Below are 14,491 nucleotides of genomic sequence, written 5' to 3'. Positions count from 1 at the left end.
AGTAGCATAAAGAATATTAACAAGCAACATGGTTCTTAACTTTTTGTTATTTAATTTTTAGGAATTGAACAAGCTGAGATACTGCCTGTCCACGATGACCAATTTTGTTCTTAAGGCTTAAATCCATTTCTGCAAATGTGTGATTATAATCGCTAGGCTTGAAAATAGGATCATAACCAAACCCTTTTGTGCCTTGTTTAATGGAGGTTATTTTACCTTTACAAATGCCTGTAAAGGTTTTAAGTTCTCCGTTAAGATGTAAAGCAATTACCGTTTTAAATTGGGCTTTTCGATTTGTTTTATTTTTTAATTCTAAAAGTAATTTATCCATATTATCGTTCGCATTTCGTTGTTTTCCCGCGTAACGAGCTGAGTAAACTCCAGGTTCTCCATTAAGCATTTCGACTTCTAAACCCGTATCGTCTGCAAAACAGTTATATCCATAATGGTTTTTTATATAATCAGCCTTTTGTATTGCATTGCCTTTAATGGTATTTTGTGTTTCTGGGATGTCTTCGAAACAGCCAATATCTTTTAGACTCAATAACTCAATATGTTTAGGGATTAAAGACTTAACTTCCTTTAGTTTATTTAAATTATTGGTTGCGAAAACTATTTGCATATTAATTATTCAAAAATTATGATAAAAATAAATTATTTTTAAACTACGAGGAATGTTTATTTGGTTTCTTTTTCTACAGCTTTCATTAAGGCTTAAAATATTTCTTATCTTTATCGTTACACCTATTTTTATAAATTTTAATGAACTTTTTATGAATTAATACCGTGGCATAATTATGAAGCAAATTATTATTATTTTATTGATGGTTTTTATATGTTCTTGTAAAAAGAAAGATGTGAAAACTGATTATTTAGGCATTGTAGATTTTGAAGTTACTGGAACAAAAATAGCGATTCCTAAATTTGAAAAAGGATTATTACTTCTGCATAGTTTTGAATACAAAGATGCCAGAGAAGCTTTCTTAGAAGCCCAGGAATTAGATCCAAATATGGCTATGGCTTATTGGGGAGAAGCTATGACATATAACCATAGTTTGTGGAGAGATCAAGATTATGATAACGCAATTGAAACCATACGGAAAATCAAAAAACTTAGAGTGAAAGATGAATTTACTGCTGTCGAAGAAGGCTTATTAGATGGTGTTCAAATTTTATATAAGGAAAAAACGCTAAAAAAAGTAAGAGACAAAGCATATATGAAACATATGCAGGAGCTATTTAAAAAGTTTCCAGATAACAATGAAATTGCAGCTTTTTATTCATTATCTCTTTTAGGTTCTGTTGCAGAAGGAAGAAATGATTCTATTTATGGTGAAGGAGCGGTTATTGCTAATAAAATTTTACAAAGTAATGGAAAACACCCTGGAGCATTACACTATTTAATACATTCTTATGATGATCCTAAACACGCTCATTTAGCACTTGATGCTGCCGATGCTTATGCAAAAGTGGCACCAGATGCTAGTCACGCTTTGCATATGCCTTCTCATATTTATGTGGCTTTAGGTATGTGGGATAAAGTTGTTGCTTCAAACATAGATTCTTATGGAGCAAGTGTTACTAGAATGAAAAATAAAGATCTCGACAATAACGCGAGAGGTTATCATGCTTATCATTGGTTAGAATACGGCTATTTACAAAAAGGACAAATCGAACATGCTGAGAAAATGGTATGGGATATGGAAAAATATTGTAAAGAGGGCCCATCAAGAAGGGCGAGAGTCCATTTGTTATTTCTAAAAGGGACTTTTTTAGCGGAAACTAACCTTTGGAATCATCCAATTTCAAATATAGAAATTGATGTTTCTGATGCCAATATTTCTGTTAAATCTCAAAATTATTTTATTGATGGTAGAATTGCATTTGAAAACAATGATTCTGATGCTTTAGATAAAATTATAGAATTGATGGAAAGTGACATAAAAAGCGAATCGCTTTTAGTCGATAATGTAACAAGCGGCTTTAGTGTTTGCGCTTCTGGTAATCGGGAAATACCAAACCGAACAGATATTAATGAATCTATCGTAATGAAAACCCAACTAATGGCATTACAGGCTAGGTTAGATAATAATATTATTGAGACTGAAAAATTGTTAAAGGAATCTGTTTTATTACAAGACCAGTTGCCCTACAGTTATGGACCGCCATTTATTCAAAAACCAACTAAAGAACTGTATGCTGAATTTTTGATGGATCAGAATAGGTTTGAGGAGTCCATAGCTTTGTTTAAGAAAGCTTTAGAAAAAGGCACAAAAAGATTATCGGCTTTAAATGGATTAGAAAAAGCGACCTTATTATTAGAGGAGAAGGCATTGGTGAAGGAAGCTGTATTGTAATAAGAATTTACTTAGAAGATTAAGATTTTTACAAATAAATAATTTAAAATGATATAAGTCATCTTTATAGATACGGGTGTTATTTAAATTTGAATATAAATTAAAAAAGAAAATATGACGGTTAATATTCAATATGTAGGAGTAGACAAAAGTGAAACACTTTCAAAATTTACTGAAGTAAAATTAAGTAAATTATCAATTAAATATGAGTTTTTAATAAGCGCTTCAGTGCATTTTAAACAAGATGAAAAAGAGCATATAAATGGTAAAATTTGTAACATAGAACTTAGTTTACCTGGACCAAGAATATTTGCTACTTCCAATGAACGCAATTTTGAAGTTTCTGTTCGAGAAACTATTAAAGATTTAGAACGTCAACTAAAAAAACGCAAGCAAGTTTTTAAAACACATTAACGATGATGATAAGGTTCGTTTCTCAAAATGGTAAACCCCCTATATAATTGTTCAATAAAAAATAAGCGAATCATTTGATGGGAAAATGTCATTTTAGATAATGACAATTTTCCATTTGCTTTATTATAAACATCTTTAGAAAACCCATAAGGGCCACCAATAACAAAAACAAGTTGTTTAATACCAGAATTCATGTGTTTTTGCAAATAAGAAGAAAAATCGATAGAATTCAATGCTTTTCCTTGTTCATCTAATAATATCAAGACATCAGCCGTGTTTATTTTATTAATTATAAGCGTGCCTTCCTTTTCTTTTTGTTGTTCTTCGCTTAAATTTTTCGTGTTTTTTAAATCTGGAATAATTTCTAAATTAAACTTAATATAGTGCCCTAAGCGCTTCATATAATCCTCAATAATGGATGCAAGTTGCTTATTATCAGTTTTCCCAATGGTAAGTAGTTTTATAGTCATATAGCAAAATTAGTATTTACAATTTGTCAAATAAGCAATTAAACAAACAAAATTTGAAAATTTCGTAAAAGTAAAATATATTTTCGCAAATCAATTTCTTATTTTTGTTTCAAATTTTCTCAAAAATGATTACACAAGAAATATTTGATTCCGAAGTTAAACGCATTATTTCTAGCGCTATAAATGAAGATGTAGGAGACGGCGACCATAGTTCTTTGGCATGTATTCCAGATAATGCTAGAGGTAAAGCGAAGCTATTAGTTAAGGACAAAGGAATTATTGGCGGAGTTAATTTTGCAAAGAAGGTATTTGCTTATGTAGATAAAAATTTAAAATTAGATGTGCTCATAGAAGATGGTACTCCAGTTACTTTTGGGGATATTGTTATGTATGTTGAAGGGCCTTCACAGTCAATATTGAAAGCAGAGCGTACAGTTCTTAATGCCATGCAACGAATGAGTGCGATAGCCACAAAAACTAAAATGTTTGTTGATTTAGTTGATGGTACTAAAACTAAAATCCTTGATACTCGAAAAACAACTCCAGGAATACGAGTTTTAGAAAAATGGGCTGTAAAAATAGGTGGTGGAGAAAATCACAGATTTGCTTTGTATGATATGATTATGCTGAAAGATAATCATATTGATTTTGCTGGAGGTATTACTAAAGCAATCGAAACAACCAAACAGTATTTAAAGGAAACAGAGAAGGACTTAAATATTATGGTAGAGGCTCGTAATTTGATGGAGGTTGAAGAAATATTAGAAAATGAGGGTATTTATAGGATTTTACTTGATAATTTCGACTACGAAGACACTAGAAAAGCGGTTAAATTAATTGGCGATCAATGTCTCACAGAATCTTCTGGAAATATTAATGAAACGACCATAAGACATTATGCCGAATGTGGTGTGAACTTTATTTCTTGTGGCGCATTAACCCACTCGGTTCATAACATGGACTTAAGTTTAAAAGCAATGAAATAGTTTTATCATTTCTAATTACTTTTTAATCGAATAAGCATTCTTTATTTTAATAACTTTGCTATAAAGTAAAAGGTAAATTATTAATGACAAAACCTATTGAAGACAAGCTTGATAAAATCCCTGTAATTAATATATTAGCACGCTTTTTTAAGCGATTAAAACTACCTGGTCTTGAAGGTTTGTCGTTTTATGATTTATTAGAACTTTATATTACAGGTATCGTAAAAGGCGCCTTAACTACAAGAGCAAGTGCTATTGCCTTTAGTTTTTTTACAGCGATATTTCCGTTTTTATTATTTGTTCTAATTATCATTCCTTACGTGCCAATTGATGATTTTAAGATTGAATTCCTCCAATTTTTAGAGTCTTTTTTACCTCCAAACACATCAGATTTTTTCTTTGAAAATATTTTTGAAAATATTGACCAATCGCAACGTGGAGGGTTGATATCTACCGTTTTTATAATATCTATTGCTTTGATGGCTTTTGGAGTTAATGCGGTTTTTTCTGGTTTTGAGAACTCCTATCATGAACAATTAACACGCAACGTATTTAAGCAATATTTGTTTTCGATGGGAATCGCTTTAATTTTGACTTTTTTACTAATTTTAACCATTATAGTATTAGGATATATTCAAATTTATGTGGTGCAGGAGTTATTTCATGTGCTTGAAGATAAGGGGTATCAGGTGGACTCTGAAGGTGTGTTTTGGGCAGATTTAGTGCAATACCTGTTTTTTGTTGCTATGGTATATATAGCTACAGCAACGTTGTATTATTTTGGGACTAGAGAAGGGCGTGATTCTAAGTTCTTTTCTGTAGGTGCCATATTTACTACATTATTAATTATGTTAACATCATATTTATTTGGTGTTTATATAGAAAATTTTGGTCAATACAATAAGCTGTATGGCTCTATTGGAGCATTATTAATTCTCCTATTTTATTTATGGCTTAATGCCAATATACTATTACTCGGGTATGAGTTGAATGCGTCTTTGAATAAGCTTAGAAAAACCAGATGATTTATGGCTTATTTTATTGATGTTATTATTCCTGTGCCACTTCAAAAATTATTCACGTATAAAATTACAGAGTCTGAAGCAAGTTTTTTAAAAACAGGAATGCGGGTTGCAGTGCCATTTGGGAAGTCAAAAATATATACAGGCATTGTTGCTAGAATCCATAATAATGACCCAACTGTTTATGAAGCGAAAGATATTCATCAAATTTTGGACGAATCACCTATTGTTAAAAGAATGCAACTTGATTTATGGCAATGGATAGCAAGCTATTACATGTGTACTTTGGGCGATGTTATGCGCGCCGCTTTGCCAAGTGCTTTTATTTTAGAAAGTGAAACAGTTATTTCAAAAAAAGTTGATACCGTTATTGATGAATCGATTTTAAAAGATGATGAGTTTTTAGTTTATGAAGCTTTGCATCATCAGTCATCTTTAAAAATTCATGATATAGCCAATATTCTAGATAGAAAACAAGTGCTTCCTGTTATTAAAAAGCTTATCGAAAAAGAAGCTATTAAATTGGAAGAGGAAGTTTATGATAAGTATAGACCAAAATTAGTTAGGTATGTGAAATTGCATTCTTCATTTGCTTTAGAAAAGGGACTTCACGATTTGTTAGATGATTTAAGTCGCGCGCCAAAACAGAGGCAGGTTGTAATGACTTTGTTTTCTATTTCTGCGACTACTAAGAAACCAGTAAAAGTGTCAGAATTAGTTAAAAAAAGCGAATCATCTTCTGCAATAATTAAAACGCTAGTCGATAAAGACGTTTTAGAAGAATATCATATTCAAACAGATAGGGTGCTTTATTCTGGTGAAGAGACTGAGAGTTCTAAAAATCTTAATGAACACCAAATTCAAGCTTTAAATGAAATAAAAGAATCTTTTAAAAATCAGAATACAGTTTTATTACACGGTGTAACATCTTCAGGAAAGACCGAAATTTATGTGAAGCTTATTGAAGATGTTTTGAGGGAAAATAAACAAGTATTGTATTTGCTTCCAGAAATAGCATTAACCACACAATTGGTGTCAAGACTTCAGAACTATTTTGGTGAGAAGGTGTCTGTTTTTCATTCAAAATATTCAACGCATGAGCGTGTTGAGGTTTGGAATAATGTTTTAAATAATTCTGCAAAAGCCCAAATTGTATTGGGAGCACGCTCTTCAATTTTTATGCCTTTTAATAATTTAGGATTAATTATTGTGGATGAAGAACACGAGCAATCTTTTAAGCAGTATGATCCAGCACCTCGTTATAATGCACGGGATACAGCTATAGTTTTGGCTAATATGTATAAGGCAAAAACACTTTTGGGGTCTGCAACACCAAGTTTGGAAAGCTATTTCAATGCTCAACAGAATAAATATGGCTTAGTTGAAATTACTAAAAGATATAACGATGTCCTCATGCCTGACATCGAGTTAGTGGATTTAAAGGAAAAGCACAAGAAAAAGCGTATGACGGGTCATTTTAGCGATAGACTCATAGAAGAAATGACTGAAACTTTAGCTAATGGGCATCAAATTATTTTATTTCAAAATAGACGAGGATTTTCACCAATTGTGGAGTGTAATACGTGTGGGCACTCGCCACAATGTCCTAACTGCGATGTCAGCTTAACGTTTCATCAATATCGAAATCAATTACGTTGCCATTACTGTGGTTATAATGATGTGATGCACAAAAGTTGCGAAGCTTGTGGCGGTGCAGAACTAGATTCAAAAGGCTTCGGGACTGAGCAGATTGAGGAAGAAGTAAAGCTTTTATTTCCAGATAATAAGGTAGCACGAATGGATTTGGACACCACTAGGGGGAAATATGGCTATGAAAAAATTATTACAGCTTTAGAACAACAAGAAATAGATATTCTAGTTGGAACACAAATGTTGACTAAAGGGTTAGATTTTAGAAATGTGAAACTTGTTGGTATCATGAATGCAGATAATATGCTAAATTTTCCTGATTTTAGAGCACACGAACGCAGCTTTCAATTAATGTTGCAAGTATCTGGTAGGGCAGGACGAACCGAAGAACGTGGTAAAGTTTTAATTCAAACTTATAATCCATATCATAACATATTACAACAAGTATCTGCAAATAATTATATAGATATGTTTAAGGAACAAATGAACGATCGGTATAATTATAAATACCCACCAATTTATAAGCAAATAAAAATAACCTTAAAGCATAAAGATTATAATAGAGTAGAAACAGCTTCTATTTGGTATGCAAAATCATTAAGACAAGTTTTTGCTCAGCATATTTTAGGTCCAGAATCGCCGCCAATTGCTAGAATAAGAAATCAGTTTCATAAAAATATTTTGGTGAAAATCCCAAAAAAGCAATCCTTATTAAAAACAAAAGAAGCTATTATAAAAATAAATAACAGCTTCTTGAGTATTAAGGATTTTCGGTCAGTTAAAGTAATTTTAAATGTCGATAACTTTTAATGTTTTTAGATGTTGTTTAATGCATCAACAAGTTGTGTTTTCTTGTTCCTACTTAAAGGAATTTCATAAGCACCAACTTCAACATTTTTGCTGTTAAATCTGTCTATCTTGTCTAGATTAACAATATAAGATTTATGAATTCTCAAAAATTTATTTTCTGGTAATTCCTTCTCAAAAGATTTCATTGTAGATAATACTACAAGGCTTGTTTCTTCTGTCACCAATTTTACATAATCACCAAGGGCTTCAATCCACTTAATGTCTTTTATGTAAACTTTACGTTTTTTAAGATTACTCTTTACAAAGATATGTTCACCTTCTTCTTCGTTAAAGTCTAATTTCAACTTATGTTGTTCTAAAGCTTTATCTACAGAGGTGTTAAATCGTTCTCTTGTAATGGGTTTGTGAAGGTAATCGGTAGCATCGTAATTAAATGCTTTAAAAGCATATTCGGTTTTACCGGTTACAAAGATAATTTGGGGTTTGTTGTTTAATACGTCTAAAAGTTCAAATCCATTTAGCACTGGCATTTCAATGTCTAAAAAGATTAAGTCAACTTGGTGCGTATTTAAACCATTTTTAGTTTCTAAAGCACTACTGTACTCTGCAATTAAGTTTAGAGATGGGTGATTCTCGACTAACTTAACTATTGAGAGACGTTGTATTGCTGAGTCGTCTACTACTACACAGTTTAAAGTCATAACATTTTAATATTTCGGTTAAGATATCGACAATAGTACAAAAAATTCGGCTAAAAACCAAAAATCATCGATAAAGTGCTTAATTTAACATAATTTTAACATTTAAAAAGCACTATTAATAAGTCGGGGTTATGCTTGCAATATAGAAAATATTTGGTTATTTTTGCCCCCATTTTTAACAATAAATTAGATTTTTATGAATCATTATGAAACTGTTTTCATCTTAAATCCCGTTTTATCTGAAGATCAGATAAAGGAAACAGTAAAGAAATACGAAGATTTTCTTGTTTCGAACGGCGCTAAGATGGTATCAAAAGAAGATTGGGGGCTAAAAAAATTAGCTTATCCAATTCAAAACAAGAAAAGTGGCTTTTATCACTTATTTGAGTACACTGTAGATGGAGAGGTAATCAATCCATTAGAAGTTGAGTTTAAGCGTGATGAGCGTTTTATGCGTTATTTAACGGTTGCGTTAGATAAACATGCTATTTCATGGGCAGAGAGAAGAAGAGTTAAACTTAAACAAAAAGCTTAATCATGGCATCAACGATAGAACAACAATCAAAAGGAAAAAAAGATGGCGAAATTAGATATTTAACGCCACTAAATATTGATACAAACAAGGCAAAGAAATATTGTATGTTTCAAAAGTCTGGAATCAAGTATGTTGATTACAAAGATCCAGATTTTTTAATGCGTTTTATAAACGAGCAAGGTAAAATTTTACCAAGACGTTTAACAGGAACATCATTAAAGTATCAAAGAAAAGTTGCCGTAGCTGTTAAAAGAGCACGTCACTTAGCTTTAATGCCTTACGTAGCAGATTTATTAAAATAAAATACCGATAACAATGGAACTTATATTAAAACAAGACGTTGATAATTTAGGATTTAAAGACGATGTTGTAACAGTTAAGAACGGTTATGGTAGAAATTTTTTAATTCCTCAAGGACAAGCTATACTAGCTACAAGTTCTGCAAAGAAAGTTTTAGCAGAAAACTTAAAGCAAAGAGCCTTTAAAGAAAAGAAAATAGTTGATGATGCTAATAAGGCTGCTGAAGCATTAAAAGCATTAGAAATTAAAATACCTGCTAAAGTAGGAACAGGAGATAAATTATTTGGATCTGTTAATAATATCGATATAGCCGCAGCTTTAGAAAAAGAAGGGCAAGAAATTGATAAAAAATTCATTACAGTTACTACTGTTAAGCGTTTAGGTAAGTATACTGCCGTAGTACGTTTGCATAGAGAAGTATCTGTCGATTTAGATTTTGAAGTTATTGCACAGGCAAATTAAATTTTAAAAAGTTATAGTTTAAGAGCCTCAACTAAGTTGAGGCTTTTTTGTTATTTTTATATTTTGCATAGTAATTTCTCCCTTTTAGGGAGATTAAGAGAGAATTATGAAATATTCAAGACTTACAAAAGAGCAATTTGAAGAATTGCATCAAGAATTTATAAATTTTTTGGCAACACAATCTATAACTCATGATGAGTGGACAAACCTAAAAGCTAATAAGCCAGAACTAGCTGAAATGGAATTGGATGTGTTTAGCGATTTAATCTGGGAAGGTGCTTTAAATAAAGCTGAATATTTAGAGCATTTTGCTCCTCAGCATATGTATTTATTTCATTTGGATGAAGCCAATATGCATGCCATTGTTGTGAACCTAAAAAATGATGCGGATATCACCACGAAAGAAGGTTATAATTGGTTACGCGAAAATTTAATGGATGAGAATGTTGAGTTCTTTCAAGCCGATAAAGAATATACTGAAGACAAGAATTTAGATAAATTCAAAATGATAGAACAAGGGGCTTCGATTACGAAAGGGGATTTGTATAGGTATTTTTATAATATTATAAATTAAATTAGAACTGTTATTACGAGGACGAAGGAGTGGCAATCTTTTAAATTAAAGTTTTAATATTAAATTTGAATACGATAAGCAGATTGCTACGCTTTTTTTCTAATAAAAAACTCGCAATGATGTTTTCATTATATATTTTTGTCACACTGAGCCTTTCGACTGCACTCAAGATAAACTAAAGTCGAACTGCTTATTAACTAAAATTATTACATGGCTCAAAAACCAAGCATTCCTAAAGGTACCAGAGATTTTAATCCAGAGCAGGTAGCAAAACGAAACTATATTTTTAATACCATTCGTGGTGCTTTTGAAACTTTTGGGTTTCAACCAATTGAAACACCAAGTTTTGAAAACTCAGATACGTTGATGGGGAAATATGGGGATGAAGGGGATAGACTTATTTTTAAGATTTTGAATTCGGGGGATTATTTATCTAAAGCAGATGTTGGCGCCTATTCATCTAAAGACTGGAACAAGTTAACCTCGAGTATCTCAGAGAAAGCCTTGCGTTACGACTTAACAGTGCCATTCGCGCGCTACGTAGTACAACACCAAAACGAGATTGAATTCCCGTTTAAACGCTACCAAATACAACCTGTTTGGCGCGCCGATAGACCTCAAAAAGGCCGTTTTAGAGAGTTTTTTCAATGTGATGCTGATGTGGTTGGTTCTAAATCGTTATGGCAAGAAGTAGAGTTTATACAATTATACGATGCGGTTTTTTCAGCTTTAAAATTGGAAGGTGTTACCATTAAAATAAATAATAGAAAAATACTTTCTGGAATTGCTGAGGTTATTGGAGCTAGTGATAAACTCATCGATTTTACGGTTGCCTTAGACAAGCTTGATAAAATAGGCGAGGAGAAGGTGAAAGAAGAAATGCTCGCTAAAGGTATTTCACAATCTGGAATTGAAAAATTGCAACCACTTTTTACATTGTCTGGTTCTTTTGAATCTCAAATAGAAAGTTTAAAAGGTATTTTAAGTACTTCCGAAGAAGGTAAAAAAGGTATTGTAGAATTGGTATTTATAAATAATGCTATTAAAGAATTAGGGCTTTCTACTGCAACATTACAATTAGATGTTACTCTTGCTCGTGGCTTAAACTACTACACAGGCGCCATATTTGAAGTCGCTGCGCCAAAAGCTGTGCAAATGGGTTCTATTGGAGGCGGTGGTCGTTATGACGACCTTACTGGTATTTTTGGAATGAAGGATGTTAGCGGTGTTGGTATTAGTTTCGGATTAGATCGTATTTACCTCGTATTGGAAGAATTAGGGCTGTTTCCGGAAACAGTGACTAAAAATATTCAAGTACTATTTATCAATTTTGGTGAGAAAGAAGCATTATTCAGTTTAAAAGCAATTAAGCAATTGCGATTACAAGGTATTAACGCTGAGTTATATCCAGATGCTGCTAAAATGAAAAAACAAATGAATCATGCTAATAAGCGTAGTATTCCATTTGTGGTTTTAGTAGGTGAGGAAGAGATTACTTCAAATACTTACACTTTAAAGAATATGCAGTCTGGTGTGCAAGCTATAATTTCACTTGATGAACTTATTCATGAATTAAAATAAGAAAACCTCCAAATAGGAGGCTTTCTTTTAAAAGAACAATTATCTAATTTATTGTTTTATAAACTTCTTGGTAACAATATTGTTGCCATTTTTAGCTTCAATAAAATATAATCCAGCTTCTAAATTTCTAACATCAATTTCTTTGCTTGTTGTTCCAGCTTTTACAACCTTCCCAAGAGTATTAATAATACGATAGGAAACATGCGAAGCGTTAGTCATTTTTAAATTTAAAGTGCTTCCTTTTACTGGGTTAGGGTATAAGGTAAATACTTCATTATTGTTATTTGATCCAGGAATTGATGATAATTTACTATTGTCTCCAGCTTTAGCGGCAGCACTACCACCAAATCCAGTAATTTCTACTGCGTCAATAAAAACCTGATCACCATTATTTCCTGCATCACATTGTATTCTAAATTGGGCACCATTAACTAAATTGCTATTTAAAGTTACAGAAACAAAGTTAAAGCTATTATTAGTAAAACCAGAACCACTAGCCCAAGTAGCTATGGTTGACCACCCAGATCCATCATTATAACGCAACCATAAGTCCTCACCATTTTCCATACTGTTAGCATAAAAATGAAAACTAATTCCCACTTCATCATAAGGTGATAAATCAAAAGTTGGTGAAGTCATTGAAGAAGATACTCCAGTGTTATCTCGTAATCTTATTGAAAAAGAATTTTCGAAAGATCTTGCGGCATCTTGAACTCTATCACAGTCATTGCCTCCATCGGTCCAACCGTCTAGACCAGTTTCAAAAAATCCTTGGTTCAAAATCACATCACTAGGAGGGCAGTCTGGACATACGGTTCCACCACAATCAATTCCTGTTTCATCACCATTTTGAATGCCATCATTACAAGTTGGTGATGCTAATGTAGCCGGATTAATGGTATTGCTTTGTCCAGAACTATTGCCTGCAGCATCTCTTGCTACTACATAGAACGTGTAAATGGTACTTTCACTAAGTCCAGTAACTTGGTAATTGGTGCTAGAGACATTTACTAAAAATGTAGTGTCTATATAAATATCATACCCTGTTACTCCAACATTATCTGTAGATGCGTTCCAACTTAAATCAATACTAGAATCTGTAATATTTGAAGCTGCTAATCCACTAGGGTTCGTAGGTGGATCTATATCAATAAATTCATTGGTGGTGACATTAACCGCGTTACTTTGTGGAGAACTATTTCCAGCAGCATCTCTTGCAATCACATAGAAATTATAAGCAGTTGATGGGGACAACCCAGTAACTAAGTATGTAGTGCTCGAAACATTAGTTAAAAAAATACCATCTTGATAAACATCGTATCCTGTAACACCAACATTATCTGTAGAAGCCGTCCAAGATAAATCTGTAGTAAATTCTGTTGTATTAGAAGCTACTAGATTGGTTGGTGCAGTGGGGTTTTCTGTATCAGGAGGGTCTAGTGTAGTAATATTTTCATTATTACTTTGAGTTGAACTATTACCCGCTGCATCTCTGGCTATAACATAAAATGTATAAGCTGTACTAGGGGATAAACCAGTAACTTGATAAGAAGTATTAGAAACATTGGCTATTAAACCGCCATTTTGATAAACATCATATCCTGTTACTCCAATATTATCTGTAGAGGCATTCCAGGATAAATCGGTGGAAGTGTCTGTTGTATTTGAAGCTACCAGATTACTTGGGACACTAGGTGATGTAACATCTGGTCCTGTGCTTTCAATTGTAATGGTGTAGTCTTCAACTTCTCCAGCACTAAATGATTCGCATGATGTAGGTGTGCCGTTATACTTCATACTAACACGCATTCTAAAAGAAGTTTCAGATGCAGTTTGAGGTACTGTAAAGCTCGTGCTTATTTGGCTACTTTTTGTTGGGCCCTGAGATAATATTTGTTCTCCAGCATCATTAAAATCTCCATCATAATTATAATCAATCCAAACACCGTAGCCTTCACGTCTAGAGCGTCCAGTCCATTCTGGCGTTATAGTAATTGTATACTGTAAACCTTTTTCAACAATGGTTGAAATATTAGTAAAGTCTGAATACAATGTGGGGCCAGAAACATTGTTTATGGTATTCAATTGGACGCGTCCAATATATTCTCTGCTATTACTACCAGAAGAAGATGCGCAGTAGTTTATACTATTTGTTGTAAATGTAATTGGTGTACTGTAAGATGATTCAGAAGTGTCTGGACATACACTATTTACCTGAACTTCGTATTGTGTTGAAGGTGTTAGGTTTGATAGCACGATAGAATTGCTTGACGTATTCTGTGTTATCCAAGTAGAAGATCCTAATTCTCTATATTGATAATTATAAGTTGCGCCACTAACACTATTCCAACTAATTGTAGCCGAAGAAGGAGATATATTAGAAGCTGCTAATCCCGTAGGAGGTTGCAAGCAAGGTGCTGGCAATACTTCAAATGTTTGATCGACATCAGTAGCAGGGTTGTAAGTGCTATTCCCAGCTTGACTAGCTCTAACGGTAACACTTCCTGTAGTTCCTGATAATGTCACTGTGTTTCCGCTTACACTAGCAGGTCCAGATACTATAGAAAAGCTCACTGGCAATCCAGAAGAAGCCGTTGCATTGACTTGAAAAGGCACATCTGTAGTAAAC

The 14,491-nt window shown here is 32.7% G+C and carries 14 protein-coding genes; 10 read left to right on the top strand and 4 right to left on the bottom strand.

Features of this window, described 5'->3' with window-relative positions; all coding sequences use genetic code 11:
* Positions 1-46: 46 nt before the first annotated feature.
* On the bottom strand, positions 47-622 hold the full coding sequence (locus AC2D6V_RS00070) for a non-canonical purine NTP diphosphatase (RefSeq protein WP_484646006.1): 576 nt from the start codon (positions 620-622) through the stop codon (positions 47-49).
* Positions 623-797: 175 nt separating this feature from the next.
* Here AC2D6V_RS00070 and AC2D6V_RS00065 point away from each other — a divergent pair, with 175 nt between their 5' ends.
* The gene (locus AC2D6V_RS00065; RefSeq protein ID WP_484646005.1) at positions 798-2,357 is read left to right on the top strand and encodes a tetratricopeptide repeat protein; all 1,560 of its coding nucleotides are present in this window, start codon (positions 798-800) and stop codon (positions 2,355-2,357) included.
* A 114-nt stretch (positions 2,358-2,471) separates the two neighbouring features.
* On the top strand, positions 2,472-2,771 hold the full coding sequence (locus AC2D6V_RS00060; RefSeq protein ID WP_484646004.1) for an HPF/RaiA family ribosome-associated protein: 300 nt from the start codon (positions 2,472-2,474) through the stop codon (positions 2,769-2,771).
* On the opposite strand, the gene rlmH is transcribed toward AC2D6V_RS00060, so the two are convergent.
* Positions 2,768-3,241 (bottom strand): 23S rRNA (pseudouridine(1915)-N(3))-methyltransferase RlmH, encoded by a 474-nt coding sequence (gene rlmH / locus AC2D6V_RS00055; RefSeq protein ID WP_484646003.1) that lies wholly within the window; start codon positions 3,239-3,241, stop codon positions 2,768-2,770. The two genes, AC2D6V_RS00060 and rlmH, sit on opposite strands and share 4 nt — an antisense overlap.
* A gap of 125 nt (positions 3,242-3,366) precedes the next feature.
* Between rlmH and nadC the strand changes: the two genes are divergently transcribed.
* From nadC to priA, 3 genes are all read left to right on the top strand, one after another.
* Positions 3,367-4,227 carry a carboxylating nicotinate-nucleotide diphosphorylase gene (nadC, locus tag AC2D6V_RS00050; protein WP_484646002.1) on the top strand — a complete coding sequence of 287 codons (861 nt, stop codon included), beginning with the start codon at positions 3,367-3,369 and terminating at the stop codon, positions 4,225-4,227.
* Between the two features lie 83 nt (positions 4,228-4,310).
* Positions 4,311-5,252: a YihY/virulence factor BrkB family protein gene (locus AC2D6V_RS00045; RefSeq protein WP_484646001.1), complete on the top strand. Its 942-nt coding sequence runs from the start codon at positions 4,311-4,313 to the stop codon at positions 5,250-5,252.
* 3 nt (positions 5,253-5,255) lie between these two features.
* The gene (priA, locus tag AC2D6V_RS00040) at positions 5,256-7,709 is read left to right on the top strand and encodes a replication restart helicase PriA (protein ID WP_484646000.1); all 2,454 of its coding nucleotides are present in this window, start codon (positions 5,256-5,258) and stop codon (positions 7,707-7,709) included.
* Positions 7,710-7,714: 5 nt separating this feature from the next.
* On the opposite strand, the gene AC2D6V_RS00035 is transcribed toward priA, so the two are convergent.
* The gene (locus AC2D6V_RS00035; RefSeq protein ID WP_139002091.1) at positions 7,715-8,410 is read right to left on the bottom strand and encodes a LytR/AlgR family response regulator transcription factor; all 696 of its coding nucleotides are present in this window, start codon (positions 8,408-8,410) and stop codon (positions 7,715-7,717) included.
* 196 nt (positions 8,411-8,606) lie between these two features.
* On the opposite strand from AC2D6V_RS00035, the gene rpsF reads away from it, so the two are divergent.
* The 5 genes from rpsF to hisS all read left to right on the top strand — a co-directional run bounded on the left by rpsF (position 8,607) and on the right by hisS (position 11,862).
* The gene (gene rpsF / locus AC2D6V_RS00030; RefSeq protein ID WP_295984718.1) at positions 8,607-8,945 is read left to right on the top strand and encodes a 30S ribosomal protein S6; all 339 of its coding nucleotides are present in this window, start codon (positions 8,607-8,609) and stop codon (positions 8,943-8,945) included.
* Positions 8,946-8,947: 2 nt separating this feature from the next.
* Positions 8,948-9,247, top strand: a complete 300-nt coding sequence (gene rpsR / locus AC2D6V_RS00025; RefSeq protein ID WP_484645999.1) for a 30S ribosomal protein S18 — start codon at positions 8,948-8,950, stop codon at positions 9,245-9,247.
* Positions 9,248-9,260: 13 nt separating this feature from the next.
* Positions 9,261-9,707 (top strand): 50S ribosomal protein L9, encoded by a 447-nt coding sequence (gene rplI / locus AC2D6V_RS00020; protein WP_484645998.1) that lies wholly within the window; start codon positions 9,261-9,263, stop codon positions 9,705-9,707.
* 106 nt (positions 9,708-9,813) lie between these two features.
* Positions 9,814-10,281, top strand: a complete 468-nt coding sequence (locus tag AC2D6V_RS00015; RefSeq protein WP_484645997.1) for a DUF6495 family protein — start codon at positions 9,814-9,816, stop codon at positions 10,279-10,281.
* Positions 10,282-10,491: 210 nt separating this feature from the next.
* Positions 10,492-11,862 (top strand): histidine--tRNA ligase, encoded by a 1,371-nt coding sequence (gene hisS / locus AC2D6V_RS00010; RefSeq protein ID WP_484645996.1) that lies wholly within the window; start codon positions 10,492-10,494, stop codon positions 11,860-11,862.
* A 48-nt stretch (positions 11,863-11,910) separates the two neighbouring features.
* On the opposite strand, the gene AC2D6V_RS00005 is transcribed toward hisS, so the two are convergent.
* Positions 11,911-14,491 (bottom strand): fibronectin type III domain-containing protein (locus AC2D6V_RS00005; RefSeq protein ID WP_484645995.1); only part of this gene is annotated, 2,581 nt, incomplete at its 5' end.

It is taken from the genome of Algibacter sp. YIN40, from assembly GCF_057219435.1.
The sequence above is the reverse complement of the archived record's forward strand: the minus strand, read 5'-3'. Positions and strand labels throughout refer to the sequence as shown.